The organism is Rheinheimera sp. (genome assembly GCF_037442525.1).
Classification (GTDB): domain Bacteria; phylum Pseudomonadota; class Gammaproteobacteria; order Enterobacterales; family Alteromonadaceae; genus Pararheinheimera.
The window spans coordinates 118,560-142,371 of record NZ_JBBIQD010000007.1 but is presented as its reverse complement, the minus strand read 5'-3'; the positions used below and the strand labels follow the sequence as shown (position 1 = coordinate 142,371).

Below are 23,812 nucleotides of genomic sequence, written 5' to 3'. Positions count from 1 at the left end.
ATGTTTTCCTCAAGTGATGTTGTCAGTGCAGTGTCACTATAGAAAACTGAATCCACCTCCAGTAGCCGGTAATCAGTGGAATCAATTTCAAGTTAAACTTGAAGATGGCAGCGTGAACAGCCTAAGCTTGACTGTGAATGACATGAACACGGAATAGCAGCAGATCGGATGGAAGCCTTATCAAACCTTGAATCTTTTGTCCGCAGTGCTGAACAGCACAGCTTCTCCGCGGCTGCCCGGCTGCTTGCCCTGACGCCAGCGGCGGTGTCTCGAAATGTGGCGCAACTGGAAAAAAACCTGGGAGTGCAACTGTTTCAGCGCAGCACCCGCAAGTTATTGCTGACCGAAGCAGGCGAGCAATTTTTGCAGGCAGTGAGAGGAAACCTGGCTGGTATCCAGACGGCGATAGCGGATATCAGTCAGAATGCCGGCCAGCCAGCAGGCACGTTGCGGCTAAGCCTGAGCCCTGGTTTTGGGCTGGAGCACATACTGCCGCTGATGCCTGAGTTTCTGGCCCGTTATCCTGCGGTACGCCTGGATTGGCAATTATCGAACCGACAGGTGCATTTAGTTGAAGAGGGCTTCGACGCTGCTATTGGTGGTGGCATTGAATTGGCGCCCGGTGTGATAGCCAGGAGGCTTGCACCTGTGCATGTGATTTGGGTTGCGGCTCCGGAGTTATTGCACGAAAGAGGGCATCCTTCTCATCCTGCCGAGCTCAGTCAGTGGCCAGCGGTGCAAATGCGCTCCCCCCAAAGTGGCAAGCTTCATCAGTATGGGTTTAAGGGCCCTGCTGGTGAAACTGTAACGCCTATTCTCAATGCACGTTTTATTGCCGATGATCCTGATGCATTAACTCGCGCCGCTTTGCTTGGAATGGGCGTTGCAGCGCTTGCCATGCCCCATGCCGTTGCTCATCTCCAGTCTGGTCGCCTGGTGCGGGTCTTACCGGATTGGTATGCCGATTTAGGCAGCATCAATCTTTATTTCAGCAGTCACCCAGCAGGGGCAAGCCTGATGCCTGCTAAAACGAGAGTATTTATTGATTATTTAGTGGCCGAATTTGAACGTCTGCATTTGGCGGCTCGATTCAGACAGAATGAACCGACCAGAGTTAGGTAGACAGCTTGTTGCGTCAGTAAGTGGTGCCGTTCCTATCACACTCTGATGTAATACATGCAAAACTCTCAGGCGCCGCGGTTCAGCAGTTTAGGTTTGGGTTTCAGCCAGTTGTACAGCTGTGGCAGCATCAGGGCCAACAGTACTATAGCCATGCCGGCGGCCTGCACCAGGCTGACCTGTTGGCCTAACAGCAGTGCGGTGAGCGCCGCGAATACCGGAATTAAATTAAAAAACAGCGAGGCCGTGGCTGAGCCCAGTTTTTGCACGCCTTGCAAGAAAAACAGGTAGGCGAGTACGGTTCCAACCACTCCTATATACAGCATCGACAGCAGGCCCGGCAGGGATAACTGCAGCAGCTCATCCAGCGGGTGTACATTGCCCTGCCAGCCGCTGGCCAGCAGAATAAACAGGTCGCCCGCCAGCATGCTAATCAGGGTATAAGGCACCACAGGTAACCAGCGGGTCGCCTGTTGCGATGCTGTGGTATAAGCCGACCACAGCAACATGGCGCCGATAATCGTCAGGTCGCCCTGATTAAAGGCAAACTGTTGCAGGCTGTGCCAGCTGCCATTGGTGATCACCAGCAGGACACCGGCCAGGCCCAGTGCCAGACTGGCACTTTGCATACCAGTCAGCCAACGGCGCGACAACAGCGCCACCATCAGTGCCGTCACCAGCGGGCTTAATGCCATCACCAGCGCGCCATTGGTGGCGGCAGTGTGCTTCACCCCACTAAACAGCAGCAGGTTAAAACCGCCCACGCCCACCAGACTGATGCTGATCAGCCACAGATATTGCCGCCATGACAGTCGCGGCCAGGGCGCCGGATGGCGGCGCAGATGCACTGGCAAATACAGCACTAAACACAAAGCAGCAATAGTGAAGCGCCAGACCACCAGCGAATGCTGCGACATTTGCTCCAGCACCAGTTTGGAGAGCGGAAACACGCTGCCCCAGCCAAAGATGCTGATCAGCAGCAGGATGATGGTCTGTCTCGAAGTTGAAGTAGTCATCGCATTGCGTTCCTGTAGTGAGCTGGCCTAGAGTGTATTGGTTTCATAAATCAATGAAAGCCAGATTAACGGCAGGTTAAATTCCATATATGCAACTTAAATACTCGCTGGACGATTTACGCTTGTTTTGGCTGGTGGCGCAGGCAGGCAGTTTCCGTGCCGCAGCCGAACAACTGGCCATGCCGCCTTCTACCTTAAGCCGCCGGATCAATGCATTAGAGCAGTCGCTTGGGTTACGCCTGCTGCACAGAGACGCGCACCGCATCAGTCTGACCGGCACGGGTCAGCAGTATCTGGCGCGTTGTGGGCCTTTGTTTCATGAGTTGCAGGATATAGCCGGTGATATGCAGGCCGATAAACAGCAACCTGTGGGTCTGATCCGGCTGACTGCGCCGGTCAATGCCATGCACCGCTGGCTGGCCGCAGCCTTGCAGGACTTTCAGCTGAAGCACCCGAAGATTGAACTGGATATTCGCCTGTCCAACTGGGTGTTGGATGTTGGCGAACATGCCATTGATCTGGCGATCCGCGTTGGCGAACCCAAACTGCAGGGCTGGATAGCCAGGCCGCTGACACTGGTCCAGTCGGTGCTTTGTACCAGCAGCCATCAACCCCAATGGGCAGAGCTGACCCATCCCGCTGAATTGGTGAATTACCCGCTGGTGATAGGTAACCCTATCCGCCAGTGGCGGTTAATTCAGCAACAGACTGAAGAACTCTTTGAATACCGGCCTCAGGGCAATATCCGGCTGGCGGTGGACGACCTGAATATGGCCCAGCGAGCCATCGAAGCCGGTATTGGTATTGGCTACCTGCCGCGGCGGGTGGTGGAGGAACGAATGGCGCTCGGTCGCCTGTTGCCGGTGGCGCCGGACTGGCGGGGGCCGCGGCGGCATACCTACCTGCTGTACCGCGACAGGGACAATCAGCCGCTGCGGCTGCGGTTGTTAATCGAGCATCTGTTGGCGGTGGCTCCGCCAGAATATTAGGCCATTCGCCGCACATTCAGGCACCGGAGCGGTTTCACCCCCAGTTGTTGCAGGCGCTCAGTACCAGCTTCTGAATCAGCAGCGCTGCGGCTGAAACCTGTTGCAGCGCTAATGTTTAAACAAGTCAGCGGTTTGTCGAAGTTGCCCCGCCAATGCGGTCAGTGACTGGCTGGTGGCGGCGACGTCCTGGTTGGCGGCAGACACTGAAGTACCCAGCTGTGCAAAAGCGAGAATGTCCTGTTGCAGTTCCTGAGTCATCTGCTGCGAATGACCCGCCAGTTCGGCAGCCTGCTGGCTGACCGAGGCTAAATCCAGAATAATCTGGCGACCGCCTTCCAGGGTGTGCACCAGATTGGTCGCCAGCTCTACCGAACGTTGGGCCGTTTCCCTGTTGGACTGCATATTCGCCACTGCCCCTTGTATCGAGCTGACAATATTGGCCAGCATGCTGTTGATTTCCGTGGTGGATTGCTGAGTACGAACGGCCAGGGTACGCACTTCGTCGGCTACTACAGCAAAACCCCGGCCAGACTCGCCGGCGCGGGCGGCTTCGATGGCTGCATTTAAGGCTAACAGATTGGTCTGAGAGGCAATTTCGGCAATGGTATTCACCACTGAGCTCACCTGGTCTCCAGTCGATTGCAGGGTTAGCAGCATCTGCGCTGTGGCTTCAATATCGCTGGACAACTGACTGATGCTGCTGGAGGTATCAAGCACGGCCTTTTGACTCTGGGACATCGAATCGGCACCGGCTTTGGCGGCTTCTGCGGCGTGGCTTGACCGGCTGACACTCTGTTCCATCTGCTGCTCGAGCTGCGTCATCGCCTGCACCAGCAACTGCAGCTTTTGTTGCAGTTCAGTAACAGACCCGGAGGATTGTTGGCTGCTGCCTGCCAGTGTTCCAACCGCCTGATGAATACCTGAAATGGCCTGATACATTTCGGCAATGCCTTGCTGAAACACCCGCAGTAACTGGTTCACACTGGCCGCCACGTGAATGACTTCAGCCGCGCCGTCGGAGTGCAGCTTGTGGGTCAGATCGCGACTGGCGGCAATTTGGCCGAGACTGGCAGACAGCTGCACTATAGGGCTGGCTACCTGCTTTTGTGCCAGCAGTAAAAAGCCAATGGCGACCAGCAGGATCAGTAACAACAGGACCGCGACCGTCAGTGTATTCGTTGACAGGGTGTCGCTGATGCTCAGCGTTTTCCCCCGGGCTTGCTCCGTAATGCGGTCCGCCAGCGCATCTGCGGCCCTATTAAATTCAGTGGCGCTTTGATTGATGCGTGCCAGCTGCTCTCTTGCCTGATCCCAGTCAACCTGACTGACCTGCATCAGTCTGCTCAGTTCAGACAAGGACTGGCTTAATGCCTGAAACCTGCTGCTGGCCTCATTACTTTGATAAGGGGTCAGACTGGACAGCTGCTTTTGAATACCAGCATCCAGCGTCTGCTGGGTCTGACCAAATTGCTGAGCTGTGATGGTGGTGCCATACAACTCGTAGCCGGTGAGCACCAGTTGTTTGGCAGCGCTTTGCATGCTGTTTACCCTATGCAAGGCGGGCAGCGACTCATCGACAAAGCCCCCAACCTGATGGCTGAGGTGGCGGTTGCTGCTGATCAGTAAAACAGCGGCAATCAGGGTGACCAACAAAATGGCGGCATAACCGATAAAGATCCGGCTTTTAATCGAAGCTGACTGTTGCAAAGCACACCTTCCTCTGTTTGAACTCAATGACGTGATGACTCTAGCTTACGAAAACTGACCTTCTGTCTGTGGGCACCATCGCCGTTTCAGCCAATAGTCACAACTCAGGTAACGGCCGCCGCCTGTGCACAACAACGACAGCAGCATCAGCAGGTAAGTGGCAGCAAACTCGATGCCGTTGTTGAGGATGACCAGGCTGCCGCTGCTGGTCAGCCAGTCGTAGTCTGCATGTTGTTGCAAAATGGCTTTAGCGGCTGCCAGTTTTTCCTGCGCCGCCTGCACTCGCTCGTCATGCAACAAGGTACCATCGGCCAGCCAGCTGGAGTTGTCGGCAATGGCCAGCCAGCCATTGGGCCAGTGCACTGAAAAAATCGCCGTCAGCATAGTGGCAATCAACGGCAGGCAAACCAGCCGGGTGGCGAGCCCGACCAACAGCAAAACGCCACCCAGCAGTTCGGCCGCAATAGCCAGAGTTGCCAGCAGCACAGGCGCAGGCAAACCCAGCCCCCAATCCGGATTGGCAAACCAGGCCACTGTGCTGTCAAAGGCCTGGTATTTATTCCAACCCGCCTGGATCAGCACAGGGGCCAGATACAAACGTAATAACAAGGCCGGAACCCCACTGAAGGACGTGAGTGCAGTGGTAAAACGCTGGTACTGTGACAAGGCGGAATGAAGCAAGGCAGAGCGCATAAAACACCTCAGAGTGCAGAGCCGATAAACTATCCACTATGCAGACCTGCTCAAGGCATAAAAACTTTCGGGGCAGTTGAAACAGAGAAGGGAAGGCGGCGGCCTCCCCCGGCGAGAGATTACTGAGCGGCTTGTGCGGCGCGCTCTTTCGCGTGTTTTTCCGACATGGCCTGCATTTTTGGCATCATACCCTGCATCAGGGTTTGCATCATCTGCATCGACTGCTGCACCAGCTCAGGCTGGCGTTTTACCAGTTTCTGGCCAGCCGGCGACTGGTAAAAGCCCAAAATACTCTGCATTTCCTCTTCGCTGAACACTTGGGTATACATGGCGATAATCGGCTCTTCCAGCTGTGACCAGGACATCTCAGTGCGAAATAACTGCTGCATTTCGCGCATGTGTTTCTGGCTTAACGCGTCATTGGGGGTGGTCTGGTTGGCCTGCATCATTTGTTCCATCTGAGCATAGGCGTAATCCAGCATTGCCGGTGCATCTGTCGCTTTCAGTACTTGCTCAATGGTTTCACGTTTGGCGGGCTCGGCCTGGCTGAAAAAGCTGCAGCAGACTAAAGCGGTCAGGGCCATAAGTTTCAATTTCATAGGTTGCCTCCTTGCTGATTGGCCCCCAAAGGGTGTCTGCTTTTGGGCAAATTGTCAAAAAATTGTTTAAAAATTTCATATTTGTTGTGGCCTGGCAAAACAGGCTGCTTTCACTTGGCAGGGGCCTCGTCGCGCTTTATGCTCTGTGCGGGGGAGCTGGTGCTGCGGCATCAGCCCTGTGCGCAGTGAGTAAAACAATAATTAAACAAAACAAGGGTAAAACATGGTGATCAGTGCGCTTGATTCGGCCATTGTGGTCGGCTACGTGGTGTTGCTTCTGGTGCTGGCGATAGTTGTTTCCAAAGACAAAGCCGGGCATCAGAAAGACAGTAAAGATTTTTTCCTGGCCGGGCAAACCTTGCCCTGGTGGGCCATTGGTGCGTCGCTGATTGCGGCCAATATTTCTGCTGAACAAATTATTGGTATGTCTGGCTCTGGCTTTGTGGTCGGCCTGGCCATTGCGTCCTACGAGTGGATGGCCGCTTTAACTCTGCTGCTGGTCGGCTGGTTTTTCCTGCCGGTGTTTTTGCGGAAAGGCATTTACACCATGCCACAGTTTCTGGAGCAACGTTTCGACAAAAGAGTGAAGTACGTGATGAGCCTGTTCTGGCTGTTGCTGTACACCTTTGTCAATTTAACCGCTGTGCTCTGGCTGGGCGCCACCGCCATTGCCACCTTAACTGGTTTGCCCGTGGTCTGGGGTATGGTCGGGCTGGCGCTGATAGCGGTGTCTTACTCATTGTATGGTGGCTTAAAGGCCGTGGCGCTGACCGACGGTATTCAGATTTTACTGCTGGTGGGCGGTGGTTTGCTGCTGAGCTGGATTGCATTGAACCAGGTGTCGGGCGGGGCTGGTGTGTTGGCAGGGTTTGACACCTTGTTGCAAAAAGCGCCGGAGAAGTTCGACATGATCCTGGCGAAAGAGCACCCGGAGTACGTCAACCTGCCGGGTCTGGCGGTGATTCTGGGCGGTATGTGGATGATGAACCTGAGTTATTGGGGTTTTAACCAATATATTATTCAGCGTGCGCTGGCCGCCAAAAGTTTTGCCGAAGCGCAAAAAGGCATTTTGTTTGCCGCTTTTCTGAAAATGCTGATGCCGGTCATTATTGTGTTGCCGGGTATTGCTGCTTATGTGCTGAGCCAGGACCCGGCCAGTGGTATTGCGGTGGACAAAGCTGACGCTGCTTACCCAACCTTACTGGCGCTGGTGCCGGACGGTATCCGTGGCCTGATTTTCGCTGCGTTGATTGCCGCCATAGTGTCATCGCTGGCGTCCATGATGAATTCCATCGCCACCATTTTTACCCTCGATTTATACAAGCCGCTGAGCAAAACCAGCAAAACCGAACCGCAGCTGGTTGGCGTGGGTCGTCTGGTCAGTGGGGTTGCGCTGCTGGTTGCGGTGCTGGTGGCCAAGCCACTGCTGGGCAATTTCCCACAGGCGTTTCAGTACATTCAGGAATTTACCGGCTTCTTTACTCCGGGTATCTGCGCCATCTTTATTTTGGGTATTTTCTGGAAAGGCGCCTCTGGCAATGGCGCTTTGGCGGCAGCGTTGTTGTCTTGCTTTGGCTCACTGGCAATGAAACTGCTGTGGCCTGAAGTGCCCTTTATGGACAGGGTTGGGTATATCTTCCTGTTGTGTTGTGCCGTCATGTGGCTGTTGCGCCAGCCGGCGAAAGCTGAACTGCCACAAGCTCAGGCAGTCAGTCTGGACATGACCCCCAGCCGGTTTTACCTGCACGGCAGTGCTCTGGTGACGGTGTTGCTGGTGTATCTGTACTGGCAGTTCTGGTGATTGAATGAAATGATAGGTGGTATTTCATAGGTTTCAGGAGTGACAGTTGCTTCAGATTAACAATGTGGATGATTTGACGGATTTAGCCGAGTCTGCAGAGCTGGAGTTTAAATTGGCTCATGGGCAAGATGGAAAAGGGAAACTTCCGGATGATTTTTGGCCAACTTACAGTGCGATGGCAAATTCCCGTGGTGGCTATATTGTTCTGGGCATAAAAGAGAAATCAGGACGGTTTGAGCTTGCTGGTATTTCCAATATTGATGTAGTTAAAAGGCAGCTATTTGATATTGCCAACAATAAGCAGAAAGTCAGTGTTAATTTGTTGACTGAACAGAGTGTTCAGCAATACCAGCTCGAAGATAAACAATATTTGGTAGTGCATATTCCGTCTGCAAAGAGGGAGCAAAAACCTGTTTATCTTAATAATCAGCCGATGAAAGAAACCTTTATACGATTACATGACGGTGATCGCCGGTGTGACGATGAACAGGTACGCAGAATGTTGGCTGAGCAAATCGAAACCAGTCGGGATGATAGGATTCTTGACGGTTTCACGTTCAGTGACATTGAAATTGATAGTCTGAAAGCGTACAAAAATCTGCTTGCAGCAGCGAAACCTCAGCACCCATGGCTTGATTTGGAGTTGTTTGAGTTTTTCAAAAGTATTGGAGGCTGGCGTAAAGACCGGCAATCAGCAAAAGAAGGTATAACTCTTGCGGGCATTCTGATGTTTGGCTCTTGGGAAGCTATCCAAGACGCAGCCCCTAACTATTTTGTAGATTACCGGGAACGCACAGATTCAGACGTTGAAGCTCGCTGGATAGACAGGTTTTGCCCGGATGGCACTTGGTCTGGCAATGTATTCGATTTCTATCGCAGAACTTACCGCAAACTGATTGCAGATTTGAAGGTGCCTTTTGAACTCCAGGGCGGCCTGCGTTTGGATGATACCAAAGCTCATGAAGCTATTCGCGAAGCTTTAGTCAATACCTTGGTACATGCCGATTACAGTGGGCGCGCATCCATACTGGTGGTTAAGCGGCCAGATATGTTTGGTTTCAGAAATCCCGGATTGATGCGAATTTCGCCAGAGCAAGCGATCAAAGGTGGTGAAAGTGATTGCCGGAACAGACGGATGCACCAAATGTTTTTGCTTATTGGAGCTGGAGAAAGAGCCGGTTCTGGGATCCCCAAAATTTATAGTGGTTGGCGCTGGGCAAACTGGCGGACTCCAAAACTTTACGAAAAGACAGAACCTAATGAGCAAACGTTATTGGAGCTATCGACTGCGAGCTTGATACCGCAAGAGATCATGGACCTGTTGACGTTAATGTTTGGAAAGGATTTCGGTCAGTTAAATGAATTTGAACGCATGATCGTTGTGACTGCAGCGGTAGAAGGGTGGATTAACCATGAACGTGCGTGCCAACTGACGTCCAAGCATTCACGGGATGTAACTCTTGCTTTGCCGAAATTAGTTGATAAAGGGTTTTTAGTGCCAAGTGGAGAGAAGCGGCATAAATCATACAGCTTGCCTGGTATGAACCCGGTTTCTCCTGAAGAGGTATTTAGCAGTAATGCGTTAAGCTCGATGAAAAACTTAGCGCATTCAGGTGCAGACTTAACGCATTTGGCAACTGACTTAACGCATAAAGTAAACCCATCGCAAATTCAAAGAGATAACAATGGAAGAGTGATAAGTCACTTGCTGGCGAAGCCATTTATTGACGATCTTCAGCAGCTAAGTGCTGCATTTCGTGTCCAGTTGGAAGAGGTTGCTGCACCAGTCCGGCAGACCAGGCGCGTGAATTCTGACGACTTGCGACAGTGTATTCGAAAGCTTTGTGACGGGCAGTACCTTGCTGTGTCTGTGCTAGAACAACTGCTTGATAGAAAAGCTCAAAGTATTCGTCAGAATTACCTGAAGCCCATGGTTGATGAAAAAGTTTTGGAGCTGGCCTTTCCGGATAAGCCAAATTCGCCAAAACAGGGCTATTCCTTGGTTTAACCACTGTATTGATGCTTCTTGGGTGGTGACTTCTTCAGTGATCACTAGTTTAGCCTGCAAAGATTGCAACGATTAACACACTTTTAAGTGTCAGTCTGGCTTGTTCTGTTGGCTACTTTATGGTGAACTTGGCAGCAAACTACGCTTTGGGTCTTTGTGTTGCTACCTTCATCCCGCTGGCTGTTAAGCCTGATTTTGTTGCTGATGCTCAATCACGCCTTTGCGGCTTGTGATGGCGTTGTGCTGCATATGCCGGATGACCATAACCATGTACTGACCATGGAGCAGGGCCAGCATCAATATCAGCTTGATACCGATCACAGCCATGACGACGACAGTGCAGCCGAACCACATGCCCATGTGCTGTGTTTTGTCAGTTATCAGGCGCAAGCTTCTGCGGATGCGCAACCAGCATCCCGTCCTGAATCCATCTCGTCTTTTTTCCGTGGTTTAAGTTACCGGCCTTTATTACCTCCGCCTACCGTTTAATTTACTGATTTTTATAATTTTTCAGTAACTTAAACGGAGCATTTTTATGTCAACTTTATTTGGCCGGCAGCTATGGCTGTGGGTTGTGCTGCTTTGTAGTGGCCCGTTGGCGGCTGTCGAGCTAACGCTGGCTGAGGCGTTACAGCGCACAGTACAGCACAGCCCGAAACTACAAACTTACCCTTACCAACTGCGTCAGGATGCGGCCTTGCAGCAACTGGCGTTACTTAAACCCGACCCTGAGCTGGAGCTGTCGGCAGAAAACCTGCTGGGCACCAATGAACTCAGCGGTGTCAAAGGCGCGGAAATCAGCCTGGTATTCAGCCAGTTGCTGGAGCGCGGCGATAAAGCTCAGCTGCGCAGCGCCCAGGCTAACCAACAACACCAACTGACTCAGGCCAGCTTTGCCGCCGACAAGCTGGATGTTTTGGCGCAAAGCACCGGGCGTTTTATTGAGGTGCTAAGCCTGCAGCAACAGCTGAGTTGGCTGGCGCAACGCTTTGAGCTGGAACAAAAAGCTTTGCTGACAGCACAACAACGCGCCGCGCAGGCGTTAGTGCAGCAGGCCGATGTGAAACGCTTAGAACGGCGTTTGCTACAAACCGGGCTGGACCAGGCCAGGCTGCAAGGCGAACTGGAACTGGCTCGGCGACAGCTGGCACTGCTGTGGAATGCGGAGCCGGATTTTGACCGGCTCAGTGGTAATTTATCGCTGTTGCCTTTGTTGCCGGAAGAAGCACGGCTGCAGCAACGTTTGCTGCAAAGCCCGCAGCTGGCGTTGTTTTTGACGAAACAGCGGCTGGCCGACAGCCTGCTGCAGTTACAAAGTGCCAATGCAGTGGCTGGCCTGCGCTGGTCGGCTGGGGTACGGTATAACAACGAAGTGAACTCGCCTTCTTTGCAATTGGGCCTGAGTATGCCGCTGCTGAATTCTCAGCGCAGCTCTGCTCAGCTCGAAGCGGCCAGCGCAGCAGCACAGCAGGCCGCTGTGGCGGCAGAGTTGGAGCAGCGTCAGCTGCAACTGAGCCTGCTCGGTTTGTTACGCCAGTTGCACAGCATCAGGGCCGAAATTCGCGCCACAGAACAGCAGTTATTGCCTTCGGCCCGTGTTGTACTGAGTGCGACCCAGCAGGGTTATCAAAGCGGTGTGTACGATATGACCGACCTGCTGGCGGCGCAGCAGGAGCTGCTGGACAGCGAACTGAGCCTGCTGCAATTACAACGCCGCTTTCACCTGCAACTGACTGAACTGCAGCGCCTGACTGGTTTTGGTCTGGCGCAGACTGGTCCTGTTGCCTTTTCTGCTTCCGCTGAAGTTTCTGTCGTTGCCCCGTTAGCCTCTGTACGGGCCAGGGAGTTGTCTGATGAAAAATAAATTGATGTTGTTAGTGCTGGCCGCTTTGCTGTTGCCAGCTGTGGTACTGGCCAAACATAGCCCTGAAGCTGAGTCTGCGACTGAGCAGAGTCAGCACGAAGATGAGCATCCACATAAGCACGGTGAGGCAACAGGTCACGACCATGACGAAGTGCCTGAACATACGGAGCTCAGCACTGAAGTAGCGGCCAAATCCGGCATTGAGGTGCAGAGTGCCGAAGCTGGGGAAATCCGCCGTTTCGCGCATTTATTTGGTGTCATCGCGGTGATCCCGGAGCAACAATGGCGTATCAGTGCGCCTTATGCCGGGCTGGTGCAGCAGCTGCCGGTCAAAGTGGGCGACAAAGTGCAGGCAGGCCAGTTACTGGCGAAGCTGCAGCATGGGGTGACCTTGCAAAGCTACAGCCTGCAGGCGCCAGCGGCGGCTGAAGTGACAGCGCGTTTTGCCAACCCGGGTGAGCGGGCTGGTGAGGCAGCGCTGTTGCAACTCAGTGATTTCAGCTCTGTGTATCTGGAGTTGTCAGCTTTCCCCGGCGATTTGGCTGGCCTGAAGCCGGGTAATGCCGTGCTGGTGGCTGATGTGCATGGCCAGCGCAAGGCTGAAACTGTGCTGAGTTACCTGGCACCACAGATGACCGAAGGCCATATAGCCCGTGCCCGCGCCATAGTGCAAAACCCGGATGGTTTCTGGCGGCCCGGTATGCATGTCAAAGCCGATGTCGAAGTGTCGCGCCGTCAGGTCTCAGTGCGGGTGTTGTTGTCGGCCTTGCAGCGTATGGAAGGCAAAACGGTCGTCTTTGTACGCGAAGGCGAGAAGTATGAGCCAAGGCCAGTCGAGCTGGGTGAGCGTGATGATTTGTATGTTGAGGTGCTGTCGGGCTTGAGCGCAGGTGAGGTCTATGTCAGTCAGAACAGTTTTCTGATCAAAGCCGATTTGCTGAAATCCGGCGCCGGTCACGCGCACTAGGAGGTCAGCATGATTCAGTCTGTATTACGGCTGGCGTTGGCCAGGCCGGGCTTTACCCTGCTGCTGACATTATTGCTGGCGGGCGCTGGTTTCTGGCAGGCGCTGAAACTGCCGATGGACGCGGTACCCGACATTACCAATGTGCAGGTGCAAATTAACAGCAAAGCCGAAGGTTATTCGCCGCTGGAAGCCGAACAGCGGGTGACTTACCTGGTGGAAAACGCCATGGCTGGCTTGCCGAAACTGCAGTACAGCCGTTCGTTGTCGCGTTATGGTTTGTCGCAGGTGACAGTGGTGTTTGACGAAGGCACCGATATTTATTGGGCACGCCAGCAGGTGACCGAGCGGTTGCTGCAGGTGCGCGGCGAATTACCAGAAGGCATTGAACCTGAACTTGGCCCCGTGGTGTCGGGGCTTGGCGAAATTTTCTCCTACACAGTCAAAGCCAGCGCAGAGGCCAGAACGGCCGAAGGGCAGCCTTACAGCGCCGAAGACTTACGCACCCTGCAGGACTGGCTGATTAAGCCCCAACTGCTGAAGGTAAAAGGTGTGACCGAAATTAACACCATTGGCGGTTTTGTCCGTGAATACCAGGTGGCGCCAGACCCGGTCAAACTGCTGGCTTTTAAACTGACCATCAACGACCTGGCCGAGGCGCTCAGGCGCAATAACGCCACCATTGGTGCCGGTTATATTGAACGCAATGGCGAGCAGTGGCTGATCCGCTCCCCCGGCCAGCTGCAGTCTATTGCGGCCATTGAGCAACTGGTGATCAGCAAACGCGACGATGCCCCTGTGCGGGTGAAAGACGTGGCCACAGTGCAAATTGGCAAACAACTGCGCACAGGGGCTGCCACCCAGGACGGCGGCGAAGTGGTGCTTGGCACCGTCATGATGCTGCTTGGTGAAAACAGCCGCACCGTGTCGGCCGCTGTAGCCGCCAAACTGACCGAAGTGAACCAGCGCTTGCCGCAGGGCGTGGTGGCCGAAATCAGCTACAACCGCGAAAGCCTGATCGACAAAACCATTGCCACAGTGCAGCGCAACCTGTTTGAAGGAGCGCTGCTGGTTATAGTGGTGCTCTTTGTGTTTTTGGGCAATTTACGGGCCGCGCTGATCACCGCGCTGGTGATCCCACTGTCCTTGCTGTTTGCCTTCAGTGGCATGGCGGCCAATAAAGTCAGCGGTAACCTGATGAGCCTGGGCGCCATCGACTTTGGCCTGATTGTCGACGGCGCTGTGATTGTGGTGGAAAACTGTTTACGCCATCTGGCAAGCGCCCAGCATCGGCTGGGCCGCACGCTCGATTTAAAAGAGCGGCTGGCGCTGGTAAAACAAGCCAGTAGTGAGGTGATGACGCCAGCCACTTTTGGTGTGCTGATTATTATGCTGGTGTACCTGCCGCTGTTTGCGCTGTCTGGGGTGGAAGGCAAGATGTTTGAGCCTATGGCCTTTACGGTCATTGCCGCTTTGTTGGGCGCTTTGCTGCTGGCACTTAGCTTTGTACCGGCTGCGGTGGCGCTGCTGGTTAGTGGCAAGGTGTCGGAGCAGGAAAACCGCCTGATGCGTGGCCTGCGCCGCAGTTATCAGCCGCTATTGCAGCTGGCGCTGCACAGGCCCTTGTTGCCTGTGCTGGCGGCCGTACTGCTGTGTAGCGGTTCGGTCTGGCAGGCCAGCCGGATGGGCAGCGAGTTTCTGCCACAGCTGGATGAAGGCGATATTGCGCTGCACGCCATGCGTATTCCGGGCACCAGCCTGAGCCAGTCGGTGCAAATGCAGTTGCAGCTGGAGCAGGCTATCGCCGCTTTGCCCCAGGTGGAGCGGGTATTCTCAAAAATCGGCACGCCGGAAGTGGCGAATGACCCCATGCCACCTAATGTCGCCGACACCTTTGTGATTTTAAAACCCCAAGAGCAGTGGCCAGACCCAAGCCAAAGCAAAGCTGGTTTTGAGCAGCAACTGCGCGCTGTGGTGCAGGCGGTGCCGGGCAATAACTACGAGTTTACCCAGCCGATCCAAATGCGGTTTAACGAGCTGATTGCCGGGGTCCGTACTGATTTAGCGGTGCGGGTGTATGGCGACGATTTGGACCAACTGGCACAGCTGGGCCAGCAGGTCGCAGCTGCGCTGGGCAAGGTGAACGGCATAGTGGACGCCCGGATGGAACAAGCCACGGGTTTGCCTATGTTGTCGATTGAACCGGAAACAGACCACCTGGCGCTGGTGAATATGGACGTGGCAGGCGTACAGCAACTGGTTCAAACCGCCATTGGTGGCCAACAGCTGGGGCTGATTTACGAAGGTGATAAAAGCTTTAAGTTGATGCTGCGCCTGCCGGAAGCAATGCGGCAGGACCCGGCCAGTTTAGCCCGTATTCCTGTCACCTTACCGGCACAAGACAGCAGCGAGCTGCGGTATGTACCGCTGGGGGAAGTGGCGCATATCCGCGAAACCGAAGGGCCAAATCAGATCAACCGCGAAAGTGGCAAACGCCATATGCTGGTGACCGCCAATATTGAAGGCCGCGATTTAGGCACTGTGGTGGCGGAGGTGCAGCAACAGCTGGCCGTGATGCCATTGCCTGTTGGTTATTGGCTGGGTTACGGCGGTACTTTCGAGCAACTGCAATCGGCCTCCGAGCGTTTAAGTATGGTGGTGCCGCTGACGCTGGCGCTGATCCTGCTGTTGCTGTACAGCGCCTTAAACAGCTGGCGCGATAGCCTGCTGGTGTTTAGCGCAGTGCCAATGGCGCTTACCGGCGGCGTCTGGGCTTTGGCGCTGCGTGATATGCCACTGTCGATTTCTGCTGCTGTGGGTTTTATCGCCCTGTCGGGTATAGCAGTGCTGAACGGCATCGTACTGGTCAGCGCCATCCGGCAGTTGCAGCAACAAGGCGGTGCAGTGCTTGCCGCCATTTTGCAAGGCGCGGGCAGCCGCTTGCGGCCAGTGTTAATGACAGCCTTGGTGGCGGGTTTAGGTTTTGTGCCTATGGCCTTTAATACCGGCACTGGCGCTGAAATTCAGCGACCTTTGGCCACGGTAGTCATTGGCGGCATCCTCAGTTCGACCTTGTTAACGCTGCTGGTACTTCCGGCTTTATACAGGTTGTTTAGCAAGCGCTCGGCTGAGGTTTAGCTGTAGTTAAATTGGGGGCAGGGGCGGGGTTTACCCTGCCCTTTTTTATAGGGTTTTAAGGTGGCGCCTGCTGCATTGCTCAATGGCTGATATGCGCATAAACTATACGCATTATTGCTGTGGGGCTGCTGCGATGAATTCTATCTACAACACTCAGGCGTCAAAAAAGCCGACTAATGTCAGTATTAACAGTGATTTACTCGAAAAAGCCAAAAGTCTGAAGATCAACCTTTCGGCCACACTGGAGCAGGCGTTGGTGGAGCAACTGCGCAGTGCCCAGCGCGAACAATGGTTAAGCGAAAACGCTGCAGCTATTGAGGCTTACAACGAGTTTGTCGAAGACAACGGCACCTTTGGCGACAGCGTCAGGACCTTCTGATGAGCCAATTTTACGCTTATCACAACCCCAATCCTGCCAGCTGCAGCCAGTACCCTTATTTGCTGGATATCCAAAGTGACTTGCTCAGTGAGTTGCGAACCAGAGTGGTGATCCCGCTGACCCCAGCCAAACTTGGCACCGCCATTGGCCTGACCCGGCTTAACCCCAGCCTGCTGATTGATGGCCAGCCTTTTACGCTGCTGACCCAGCAAATGGCAGGTATAGACCGCAAACAGCTGGGCGCTAAGGCTGGTGATTTATCCGCCTATCGCACAGAAATAATGGCCGCTTTGGATTTTGTTGTCTCAGGCATCTAAAGTGCTCGGTTGTAGTGGCGTAGCTTGCTGCGCCTTTTGCGTTGTGCCCTTATTCCGGATGGTAGGATCGCGGTTTACCCCGCCCGAGATGTTCCGTTTCAGCACAACGCCTCATTGTAAAAGAGTTCAACGTCGGATCCTGCAGCAGCTAAGCCAGCAGCCGGAGACTAGGGCGTTCGCCCGTTCGCTTCTGGCGCGCTCACTTTTATATCGCTCACTACGCAGTCACCCGCTACTTGCTTGAGGGGAATGGTGGCAAGCTGCATCTGCTTCAGGTAATTCTAGGGTGACGTAGTGCAAAACTAGCCACTTAGATCCATGAGTTGGTGGTGCAGGCGGCCTATCCACTGCAGACTTTATTTGTCGTGGCAGGGATCCGTGGTTACTATGGTGTACCCTGAATCGACTGCATTGGAGTCTGTTGTGAACTTCCCTTTGGTGGTGCAACTGTTGCAAAGCCGCTTACCGACACTGCTGGCTGTGTATGCCTTTGGTAGCCAGGTGGCAGGCACTGCGGATCAGCACAGTGATTTAGACCTGGCTGTGTTAGTGGCCGGTTACGCCGACTCGATTGAGTTATGGGATATCAGCAGTGATGTGGCAGAGTTGGTGAATTGCGAAGTCGATTTACTGGATTTTCGCGCCGCATCCACCGTGATGCAGTACCAGATCCTGACCAAAGGTGAGCGCCTGTTTGCACTGGACAGCAGCATTGACAGTTATGAAGCCGGCCTGCTGTCTGACATGACGGCGCTTAACGAAGCCCGAGCGGGTTTGCTGGCCGACATTCAACAAGGTGGGTTTGTGTATGGCCGTTAACCAAGGCCCGTTGCCTGATGATGTTTTAATTAATAAAGCGGCCACTATTGAGCGCTGTATTCAGCGTGCCCGCGAGGAATATGACAAAGCCCCTGCCACTTTTGCCAGCGATTTTACCCGTCAGGATGCCGCTATTCTGAATATTCAACGCGCTTGTGAAGCCGCATTAGATATGGGGCAGCACCTGATCCGCCTGCATAAACTGGGGGTGCCGCAAAGTTCGCGCGATGTGTTCACCTTATTGGCGGCAGCCAGCCTGATTTCGGCAGACTTAGCGACCAACCTGAAGAAAATGGTGGGCTTCAGAAATATTGCCGTGCACGAGTATCAACGCATCCAGTTGCCAATAGTCGAAATGGTGATCCTGCACCGGCTGGACGACTTTCGTGTCTACAGCAGCACTCTGCTCACCGCGAGCGGCGAAGCAATCCCACCGCCGCAAAGCTGAAGAATGCTGTTAGCCGCCAGCCATGTGTCGCGGATTAAAAGTGTAGCGGCGTAGCTTGCTGCGCCTTTATCTGTCTACGCCTCGGCTCCGAGGCAACCAAGCCAGCAGCCGGAGACTACTGCGTTCGCCCGTTCACGCCTCCCGCGTTCACTTTTATATCGCTTACTACGCAGTCACCAGCTACTTGCTTGCGCAATTTGTTGAAGGATATGCTCTAAATCAGGCTGGCGGTCGAAAAAGGCGGAGTGCAGGCTTACCATCCTTATCTTCAGTGAGTTCAATCTTCAAATCATTGAGTTTGTTATGCAGAGCACAAAGGGAACAAGGCTGCTTTATCAAATAATTCGTTGACCCAGCTCTCGGCCGCAGTTGCTTTATCCTGAGCAATATAAGCTGCAATTTCGCTCAACTTTGCCAGTGCAAGCGGCGACCAAACCACCTTCATTTGCGCAGTTGGCTTAACAGCTGTGCCCGGGCTTCGTCATTCGAGACGCCAAGTCCGGCGGCGAGTTGAGTTTCTGCGGTACGGATTTCTTCCAGAAGCTCTATTTTTTCGCGCATCGCTTCGTACTCCACAACGTCCAGTACCACAGCCACACCTTTGCCGTGTTGAGTGATCACCAATGGACGACGGGTTTCATTAATCTGACGAATAAAAGCCGCAGCACCGGCTCTAAACTCAGACAAGGGGTGTATATCCTGATCGAGACGTAAACGGGTCATGTCAGCCCTTATTTGGTACTAAATGTTGTATTGATTGTAGTCTCGTAAATGGAGCCTAGCAATTCATTCGACCAGACAGGCAAACCGGTAGACGTCGAATTCGGTATCAAAACGTCGGCTTTGTGAGCCGGACCAGCGCAGAACAGGCAGACTGTCATTTTTGCTGTGTTACTATCGCCACTTATTTTTGCGTCCCCCTTTGGAGTGCCAATGACTTCTGTATTTCGCCCTGCAGCTGTGTGCTGCGCCATTCTTTCTGCCCTGGTGCTGAGCAGCTGTGCCAGCCAGGCGCCGCTGTCTGATTCTGTGTCGGTCAAAGTGCTGGCCATTAACGACCTGCACGGCAATTTAAAAACGCCGGGCAAAGGGGTGAAGGTAAAAGGCGAAGACCCGGCCCAGCCGGAGCTGGCGGTAGAAGTGCAGGCCGGTGGCGTGGAATATATTCACACGGCAGTGGCAGAGCTGAAAAGTAAAAACCCAAACCATGTGTTTGTGGCGGCGGGTGACTTAATTGGCGCCTCGCCGCTGCTATCGGCGCTGTTTCATGACGAGCCAACCATTGAATCATTGAACCTGATGGGGCTGGATCTGGCTGCGGTGGGCAACCATGAGTTTGACCATGGTCTGGCCGAGCTGCTGCGTAAACAAAAGGGCGGCTGTCACCCGGTGCAGGGCTGTACGCCGGGCCATTCATTTACAGGCGCCAACTTTCAGTATCTGGCTGCCAGCACCAAGTATGCAGATAGCGGCAAAACCGTGTTACCTGCCTACCAAATCAAAGACTTTGACGGTGTGCCTGTGGCTTTTATTGGCCTGACGCTGGAGGGCACCAGTAAGCTGGTGTCAGCCGGTGGCGTGGCCGGTTTAACCTTTGCCGACGAAGCTGACACTGTGAATGCGCTGGTGCCAGAGCTGAAAGCCAAAGGGGTAGAAGCCATAGTGGTGCTGATCCATGAAGGCGGCACGCCGGTGGGCAGCATTAACGAATGCCCGGGTATTTCCGGCCCTATAGTGCAGATTGTGAAACAGCTGGATAAAGCTGTGGACCTCATTGTCAGCGGCCACACCCACGAAGCTTATACCTGTGAAATTGACGGCCGTTTAGTCACCAGTGGTCACAGATACGGCACTTTAGTTACTGAAATTGACCTGCAACTGAGCCGCCAGAGCCGCGATGTGGTGAGTGCCAAAGCCAATAATCTGGTAGTGCGCCACAGTCAGTTTAAAGCTGAACCTAAGCAAACCGCGCTAATCGCCCGGTATGAAGCCTTAAGTGCGCCACTGGCCAACCGCGTGGTCAGCACTATTGGCGCTGAGTTTAGCCGGGATCCGGATGAGTCCGGTGCTTCGGCCATAGGCCAGTTGCTGGCCGACGCGCACCTGGCGGCTACCACAGCGGCAGACAAAGGGGCTGCGGTCATGGCCCTGATGAATGGGGGCGGTGTGCGCGCCGCGTTGCAACCGGGCCCGAATGGTCAAATCAGCTTTGGCGATATTTATGCGGTGCAGCCCTTTTCCAATAACCTGATCACCGTCAGCCTGACCGGCGACCAGCTGCGCCGTATTCTGGAGCAGCAGTTCCGCCCGGACGGCCAGGAATACGAAATGTTGCAGGTGTCGCAGGGCTTCAGCTATCAGTGGGATGACCGTAATCCGCTGGGCCAAAAAGTGGTGCCTGGCAGCATGCAGCTGAACGGCCAGCCACTGCAGATGGCACAGAGCTACCGCGTCACTATTAATAACTTTATTGCTTCAGGTGCCGATGGCTTTTCGGTATTTACCGAAGCGACAGAGCCGCTGACCGGCGGGCTGGACCTGGAGGTGCTGGAGCAGTATCTGGTGGCCCACCCAGGCATTCAACCTGCGGCTTTTGACCGGGTGCAGAAAGTAAACTAACCCCGCCTTGCCCGCGACTCGCCTGGGGTCAGACCTGACCCCAGGCGATTGCCTGAACGGGTAATTCGCCTTATGGTAAGCCACTAGCTGATAACAAGAGCGAAAACGCCATGCTAAATGCCCTTGCCAAACCCCTGGTCAAACTGACCGAACGTTACCTGCCGGACCCTTATGTGTTGGTGTTACTGCTGACTTTGTTGGTGGGCGTGGCCGCTGTGGCGACGCAGCCGCACAGCCCACAGGCGGTGCTGCAAATGTGGGGCGACGGCTTCTGGGGCCTGCTGAGTTTTTCCATGCAGATGCTGCTGGTGCTGGTCACTGGCTTTATGTTGGCCAGCACGCCGTTGGTAAACAGCCTGCTGAACCGGCTGGCCGGGCTGGCGAAAACCGGCGGTCAGGCCATTGTGCTGGTCACTCTGGTGTCTTTGCTCGCCAGCTGGCTGAACTGGGGCTTTGGTTTGGTGGTAGGGGCTTTATTTGCCAAAGCCCTGGCACGGCGGGTGCGGGTAGATTATGCCCTGCTGGTGGCCAGTGCTTATTCGGGTTTTGTGGTCTGGCATGGCGGTTTGTCCGGGTCTGTGCCTTTAACCATTGCGACACCGGGCCATTTTGCCGAAGCGCAAATCGGCCTGATCCCCACCAGCGACACTATTTTCTCTGCCTTTAACCTCTGCGCTGTGCTGGCCCTTGTGGTGACTGTGCCGCTGCTGAACTGGCTGATGCAGCCAAAAACTGAAGACGTCAAAGCCGTCGATCCGACGTTACTGCAGCATGAATCTGCCCCTGAACCACAAGATCAACGCCCGGCCGACCAGTTGGAAAACAGCGGCCTGTTGGCGCTGTTGGTCGGGCTGGCGGGCCTGGCCTATTTGCTGAACTACTTCGCCACAGCCGGTGGCCTGAACCTGAATATCGTCAACTTCCTGTTTCTGATGTTGGCTATTCTGCTGCACGGTACGCCACGGCGTTTATTGCATAGCCTGCAGCAGGCGATTCAGGGCGGCGCTGGCATTGTGATTCAGTTTCCCTTTTACGCCGGCATTATGGCGGTGATGCTGCAATCCGGCCTGGCGGCCAGTTTGTCGCAATGGTTTGTCAGTTTTTCCAGTGCCGACAGCCTGCCGTTTTGGACCTTTATCAGCGCCGGTATTATCAATATTTTTATTCCGTCTGGCGGCGGCCAGTGGGCGGTTCAGGCCCCGGTGATGATCCCGGCTGCGCTGGAGCTGGGCGCCGAAGTGAACCGCATTGCGATGGCCGTGGCCTGGGGCGACGCCTGGACCAATCTAATCCAACCCTTCTGGGCCTTACCAGTGCTCGCCATCGCTGGTTTAAAAGCCAAAGATATTATGGGCTATTGCCTGCTGCAGCTGCTGGTCACAGGCGTGGTGATTAGCCTGGTGCTAAGTTTTGTCTGAGCCGGTTTGATACCCGCGTGGTTGCTGGTTTTGTGCTGGGAACAGTCCCAACACCAGCTTGCTGGCATTGCAACTTCTGCCCGGCTTGGGCTAGGGTGGTGTGACCAGTGACAGCAAACAGCGGGCACCCACCATGACCGATATTTTCTCCGCACACAGCAGTGACACCCATCAGGTACTGAACCAGCCGCACCCTTTGCAGCAGTACAATGCGTTTAAGGCCGATAAAGTGCTGCAGTACTGGCTGCACAAGTTTGGTGGCGGCTGGGGCGAAACGCAGCTGCAGGGGTTTGGCGACTTTGTCGGGCATCAGGGGCTGGAGGCTGGCTTTTTGGCCAATAAACATCTGCCAGAGTTTCAGTCGCATAACAGGTTTGGCGAGCGGATTGATCAGGTCGATTACCACCCGGCTTACCATCAACTGATGCAAACAGCCATTGAAGCCGGCCATTGCCATTTGCCCTGGACCAGCCAGCAAGCTGGAGCCCATCAGGTGCGGGCTGCGATAGCCGTGTTGCATAACCATGCTGACCCAGGCTCTGGCTGCCCTTTAACCATGACTTTTGCTTGTGTACCGGCCATAGCCTCACAGCCGGATGTGGCGGCACTCTGGTTACCTAAAATTCTGTCCGGCCAGTACGACAGCCGCAATCTGCCCTGGTTTGAAAAAAACGGTGTCACCATAGGTATGGCGATGACGGAAAAGCAAGGTGGCTCGGATGTGCGGGCTAACAGCACCACAGCCACGGCGCTGAGTCAGCCGGGCCCCGGCCAGTTGTATAGCCTGGTGGGGCATAAGTGGTTTTGCTCAGCCCCTATGTGTGATGCGTTTTTAATGCTGGCGCAAACAAAGGGCAAGTTGTCCTGCTTTTTAGTGCCGCGCTGGCGCGAAGACGGCAGTAAAAACCCGGTGCATATTCAGCGGCTGAAAAACAAACTGGGTAATCAATCCAATGCCAGTTCGGAGATTGAACTGCGTGGGGCTTATGGCTGGCTGCTGGGCGACGAAGGCCGCGGCATTCACACTATTATCCAAATGGTGGCCTTAACCCGTTACGACTGCATGTTGGGCTCGTCGGCCCTGATGCTGCAGGCCGCGAAAGAAGCCATCTGGCATACGGCGGGCCGCAGCGTGTTTGGCAAAAACCTGCATCAGCAGCCATTGATGCTGAATGTACTAGCCGATCTGGCCATTGAAGCCGAAGCGGCACTGGCCATTTCGATGCGAATTGCCTATGCATTGGACCAAAAACAGCAGCCCGCTCAGGCGGCGTTGGTGCGTTGTGCCACCGCCATAGGTAAATACTGGATTTGCAAAAGGGCCATTGGGCAGACTTATGAAGCCATGGAATGCCTGGGCGGTGTGGGTTATGTCAATGACAATATCTGCAGCCGCCTGTACCGCGAAGCGCCGGTCAACTCCATTTGGGAAGGGTCTGGCAATGTGCAGTGTCTGGATTTATTGCGGGTGCTGCAACGCGAGCCGGACACTTTAGCGGCGCTGCTGGCGGAGCTGGAGCTGGCTCGTGGTCAACAGCCGTTGTTTGATCAGCAACTCGACAGTCTGTTACTTCAACTGACTGACTCACATCAGCTCGAACCACGAGCCCGCCAACTGATGGAACAACTGGCGTTGTGCTGGCAGGCGGCGACTTTGCTGGTCTACGGTGAACCTTTGATTGCTTCGGCTTTTGTGCGTTCCCGCCTGGGCCCGCAGCCCTATTACCAGTACGGTACCTTAAGTGCTGAGACGGATTGTGCAGCCATAGTCGCCAGAGCTATGCCGGCGCCAGGCTGAGAAAACTCCGTTAGCCACTCTACCCGGCATAGCCCCGGCTTGTGCATCAAGGTACTTTTCAGCTTGTTAAATTCAGGTTAACTTGGAGCTGTCTTTTTCTGCTGCACAGGCAAGCA

General features: G+C 54.5%; 21 protein-coding genes. 15 read left to right on the top strand and 6 right to left on the bottom strand.

Translation table 11 applies throughout. The annotated features are described in order from the left end of the window. The first annotated feature begins 168 nt into the window (after positions 1-168). Positions 169-1,122, top strand: a complete 954-nt coding sequence (locus WKJ03_RS12125) for a LysR family transcriptional regulator (protein ID WP_337842475.1) — start codon at positions 169-171, stop codon at positions 1,120-1,122. Positions 1,123-1,187: 65 nt separating this feature from the next. On the opposite strand, the gene WKJ03_RS12120 is transcribed toward WKJ03_RS12125, so the two are convergent. Beyond that, the gene (locus WKJ03_RS12120; RefSeq protein WP_337842474.1) at positions 1,188-2,135 is read right to left on the bottom strand and encodes a DMT family transporter; all 948 of its coding nucleotides are present in this window, start codon (positions 2,133-2,135) and stop codon (positions 1,188-1,190) included. An 89-nt stretch (positions 2,136-2,224) separates the two neighbouring features. On the opposite strand from WKJ03_RS12120, the gene WKJ03_RS12115 reads away from it, so the two are divergent. Then, positions 2,225-3,124, top strand: a complete 900-nt coding sequence (locus WKJ03_RS12115; RefSeq protein ID WP_337842473.1) for a LysR family transcriptional regulator — start codon at positions 2,225-2,227, stop codon at positions 3,122-3,124. 108 nt (positions 3,125-3,232) lie between these two features. Here the strand turns inward: WKJ03_RS12115 and WKJ03_RS12110 are convergent, their stop codons facing one another. The 3 genes from WKJ03_RS12110 to WKJ03_RS12100 all read right to left on the bottom strand — a co-directional run bounded on the left by WKJ03_RS12110 (position 3,233) and on the right by WKJ03_RS12100 (position 6,123). After that, positions 3,233-4,831: a methyl-accepting chemotaxis protein gene (locus WKJ03_RS12110; RefSeq protein WP_337842472.1), complete on the bottom strand. Its 1,599-nt coding sequence runs from the start codon at positions 4,829-4,831 to the stop codon at positions 3,233-3,235. A gap of 45 nt (positions 4,832-4,876) precedes the next feature. Beyond that, the gene (locus tag WKJ03_RS12105) at positions 4,877-5,524 is read right to left on the bottom strand and encodes a DoxX family protein (protein WP_337842471.1); all 648 of its coding nucleotides are present in this window, start codon (positions 5,522-5,524) and stop codon (positions 4,877-4,879) included. Between the two features lie 119 nt (positions 5,525-5,643). Further along, a complete protein-coding gene (locus WKJ03_RS12100) occupies positions 5,644-6,123 on the bottom strand; it encodes a DUF2059 domain-containing protein (RefSeq protein ID WP_337842470.1) in 480 nt (159 codons plus the stop codon). A gap of 223 nt (positions 6,124-6,346) precedes the next feature. Between WKJ03_RS12100 and WKJ03_RS12095 the strand changes: the two genes are divergently transcribed. From WKJ03_RS12095 to WKJ03_RS12050, 10 genes are all read left to right on the top strand, one after another. Next, on the top strand, positions 6,347-7,924 hold the full coding sequence (locus WKJ03_RS12095) for a sodium/solute symporter (protein ID WP_337842469.1): 1,578 nt from the start codon (positions 6,347-6,349) through the stop codon (positions 7,922-7,924). A 46-nt stretch (positions 7,925-7,970) separates the two neighbouring features. Then, positions 7,971-9,932 carry an RNA-binding domain-containing protein gene (locus WKJ03_RS12090; protein ID WP_337842468.1) on the top strand — a complete coding sequence of 654 codons (1,962 nt, stop codon included), beginning with the start codon at positions 7,971-7,973 and terminating at the stop codon, positions 9,930-9,932. A 156-nt stretch (positions 9,933-10,088) separates the two neighbouring features. After that, on the top strand, positions 10,089-10,421 hold the full coding sequence (locus WKJ03_RS12085) for a hypothetical protein (protein WP_337842467.1): 333 nt from the start codon (positions 10,089-10,091) through the stop codon (positions 10,419-10,421). Positions 10,422-10,467: 46 nt separating this feature from the next. Further along, positions 10,468-11,796 (top strand): TolC family protein, encoded by a 1,329-nt coding sequence (locus WKJ03_RS12080; protein WP_337842466.1) that lies wholly within the window; start codon positions 10,468-10,470, stop codon positions 11,794-11,796. Then, positions 11,786-12,763, top strand: coding sequence for an HlyD family efflux transporter periplasmic adaptor subunit (locus WKJ03_RS12075; RefSeq protein WP_337842465.1), 978 nt, complete (start codon positions 11,786-11,788; stop codon positions 12,761-12,763). The genes WKJ03_RS12080 and WKJ03_RS12075 overlap by 11 nt, the downstream gene beginning before the upstream one ends. A 9-nt stretch (positions 12,764-12,772) precedes the next feature. Beyond that, positions 12,773-15,898, top strand: coding sequence for a CusA/CzcA family heavy metal efflux RND transporter (locus tag WKJ03_RS12070; protein ID WP_337842464.1), 3,126 nt, complete (start codon positions 12,773-12,775; stop codon positions 15,896-15,898). A gap of 133 nt (positions 15,899-16,031) precedes the next feature. Further along, a complete protein-coding gene (locus WKJ03_RS12065) occupies positions 16,032-16,277 on the top strand; it encodes a type II toxin-antitoxin system CcdA family antitoxin (RefSeq protein ID WP_337842463.1) in 246 nt (81 codons plus the stop codon). Next, entirely contained in the window at positions 16,277-16,594 is a 318-nt protein-coding gene (locus WKJ03_RS12060; RefSeq protein ID WP_337842462.1) for a CcdB family protein, read from the top strand. The genes WKJ03_RS12065 and WKJ03_RS12060 overlap by 1 nt, the downstream gene beginning before the upstream one ends. Positions 16,595-17,017: 423 nt before the next feature. Next, positions 17,018-17,413, top strand: coding sequence for a nucleotidyltransferase domain-containing protein (locus WKJ03_RS12055; RefSeq protein ID WP_337842461.1), 396 nt, complete (start codon positions 17,018-17,020; stop codon positions 17,411-17,413). Further along, positions 17,403-17,861 (top strand): DUF86 domain-containing protein, encoded by a 459-nt coding sequence (locus tag WKJ03_RS12050; RefSeq protein WP_337842460.1) that lies wholly within the window; start codon positions 17,403-17,405, stop codon positions 17,859-17,861. The genes WKJ03_RS12055 and WKJ03_RS12050 overlap by 11 nt, the downstream gene beginning before the upstream one ends. Positions 17,862-18,162: 301 nt before the next feature. On the opposite strand, the gene WKJ03_RS12045 is transcribed toward WKJ03_RS12050, so the two are convergent. Both WKJ03_RS12045 and WKJ03_RS12040 read right to left on the bottom strand, forming a co-directional pair. Then, positions 18,163-18,306, bottom strand: coding sequence for a type II toxin-antitoxin system RelE/ParE family toxin (locus tag WKJ03_RS12045; RefSeq protein ID WP_337842459.1), 144 nt, complete (start codon positions 18,304-18,306; stop codon positions 18,163-18,165). Beyond that, the gene (locus WKJ03_RS12040; RefSeq protein WP_337842458.1) at positions 18,303-18,584 is read right to left on the bottom strand and encodes a type II toxin-antitoxin system Phd/YefM family antitoxin; all 282 of its coding nucleotides are present in this window, start codon (positions 18,582-18,584) and stop codon (positions 18,303-18,305) included. The genes WKJ03_RS12045 and WKJ03_RS12040 overlap by 4 nt, the downstream gene beginning before the upstream one ends. A 210-nt stretch (positions 18,585-18,794) precedes the next feature. Between WKJ03_RS12040 and WKJ03_RS12035 the strand changes: the two genes are divergently transcribed. From WKJ03_RS12035 to WKJ03_RS12025, 3 genes are all read left to right on the top strand, one after another. Next, positions 18,795-20,480, top strand: coding sequence for a bifunctional metallophosphatase/5'-nucleotidase (locus WKJ03_RS12035; protein WP_337842457.1), 1,686 nt, complete (start codon positions 18,795-18,797; stop codon positions 20,478-20,480). Positions 20,481-20,590: 110 nt separating this feature from the next. Next, positions 20,591-21,898, top strand: a complete 1,308-nt coding sequence (locus WKJ03_RS12030) for a TIGR00366 family protein (RefSeq protein WP_337842456.1) — start codon at positions 20,591-20,593, stop codon at positions 21,896-21,898. Positions 21,899-22,031: 133 nt separating this feature from the next. Then, the gene (locus tag WKJ03_RS12025; RefSeq protein WP_337842455.1) at positions 22,032-23,696 is read left to right on the top strand and encodes an acyl-CoA dehydrogenase family protein; all 1,665 of its coding nucleotides are present in this window, start codon (positions 22,032-22,034) and stop codon (positions 23,694-23,696) included. Positions 23,697-23,812 lie beyond the last annotated feature (116 nt).

Excerpts from the sequence above, each read along its gene's own strand:
- WKJ03_RS12125 (WP_337842475.1), top strand. The coding sequence starts at position 169 with ATGGAAGCCTTATCAAACCTTGAATCTTTTGTCCGCAGTGCTGAACAG.
- WKJ03_RS12120 (WP_337842474.1), bottom strand. The coding sequence starts at position 2,135 with ATGACTACTTCAACTTCGAGACAGACCATCATCCTGCTGCTGATCAGC.
- WKJ03_RS12115 (WP_337842473.1), top strand. The coding sequence starts at position 2,225 with ATGCAACTTAAATACTCGCTGGACGATTTACGCTTGTTTTGGCTGGTG.
- WKJ03_RS12105 (WP_337842471.1), bottom strand. The coding sequence starts at position 5,524 with ATGCGCTCTGCCTTGCTTCATTCCGCCTTGTCACAGTACCAGCGTTTT.
- WKJ03_RS12100 (WP_337842470.1), bottom strand. The coding sequence starts at position 6,123 with ATGAAATTGAAACTTATGGCCCTGACCGCTTTAGTCTGCTGCAGCTTT.
- WKJ03_RS12095 (WP_337842469.1), top strand. The coding sequence starts at position 6,347 with ATGGTGATCAGTGCGCTTGATTCGGCCATTGTGGTCGGCTACGTGGTG.
- WKJ03_RS12080 (WP_337842466.1), top strand. The coding sequence starts at position 10,468 with ATGTCAACTTTATTTGGCCGGCAGCTATGGCTGTGGGTTGTGCTGCTT.
- WKJ03_RS12075 (WP_337842465.1), top strand. The coding sequence starts at position 11,786 with ATGAAAAATAAATTGATGTTGTTAGTGCTGGCCGCTTTGCTGTTGCCA.
- WKJ03_RS12070 (WP_337842464.1), top strand. The coding sequence starts at position 12,773 with ATGATTCAGTCTGTATTACGGCTGGCGTTGGCCAGGCCGGGCTTTACC.
- WKJ03_RS12065 (WP_337842463.1), top strand. The coding sequence starts at position 16,032 with ATGAATTCTATCTACAACACTCAGGCGTCAAAAAAGCCGACTAATGTC.
- WKJ03_RS12060 (WP_337842462.1), top strand. The coding sequence starts at position 16,277 with ATGAGCCAATTTTACGCTTATCACAACCCCAATCCTGCCAGCTGCAGC.
- WKJ03_RS12050 (WP_337842460.1), top strand. The coding sequence starts at position 17,403 with ATGGCCGTTAACCAAGGCCCGTTGCCTGATGATGTTTTAATTAATAAA.
- WKJ03_RS12045 (WP_337842459.1), bottom strand. The coding sequence starts at position 18,306 with ATGAAGGTGGTTTGGTCGCCGCTTGCACTGGCAAAGTTGAGCGAAATT.
- WKJ03_RS12040 (WP_337842458.1), bottom strand. The coding sequence starts at position 18,584 with ATGACCCGTTTACGTCTCGATCAGGATATACACCCCTTGTCTGAGTTT.
- WKJ03_RS12035 (WP_337842457.1), top strand. The coding sequence starts at position 18,795 with ATGACTTCTGTATTTCGCCCTGCAGCTGTGTGCTGCGCCATTCTTTCT.
- WKJ03_RS12030 (WP_337842456.1), top strand. The coding sequence starts at position 20,591 with ATGCTAAATGCCCTTGCCAAACCCCTGGTCAAACTGACCGAACGTTAC.
- WKJ03_RS12025 (WP_337842455.1), top strand. The coding sequence starts at position 22,032 with ATGACCGATATTTTCTCCGCACACAGCAGTGACACCCATCAGGTACTG.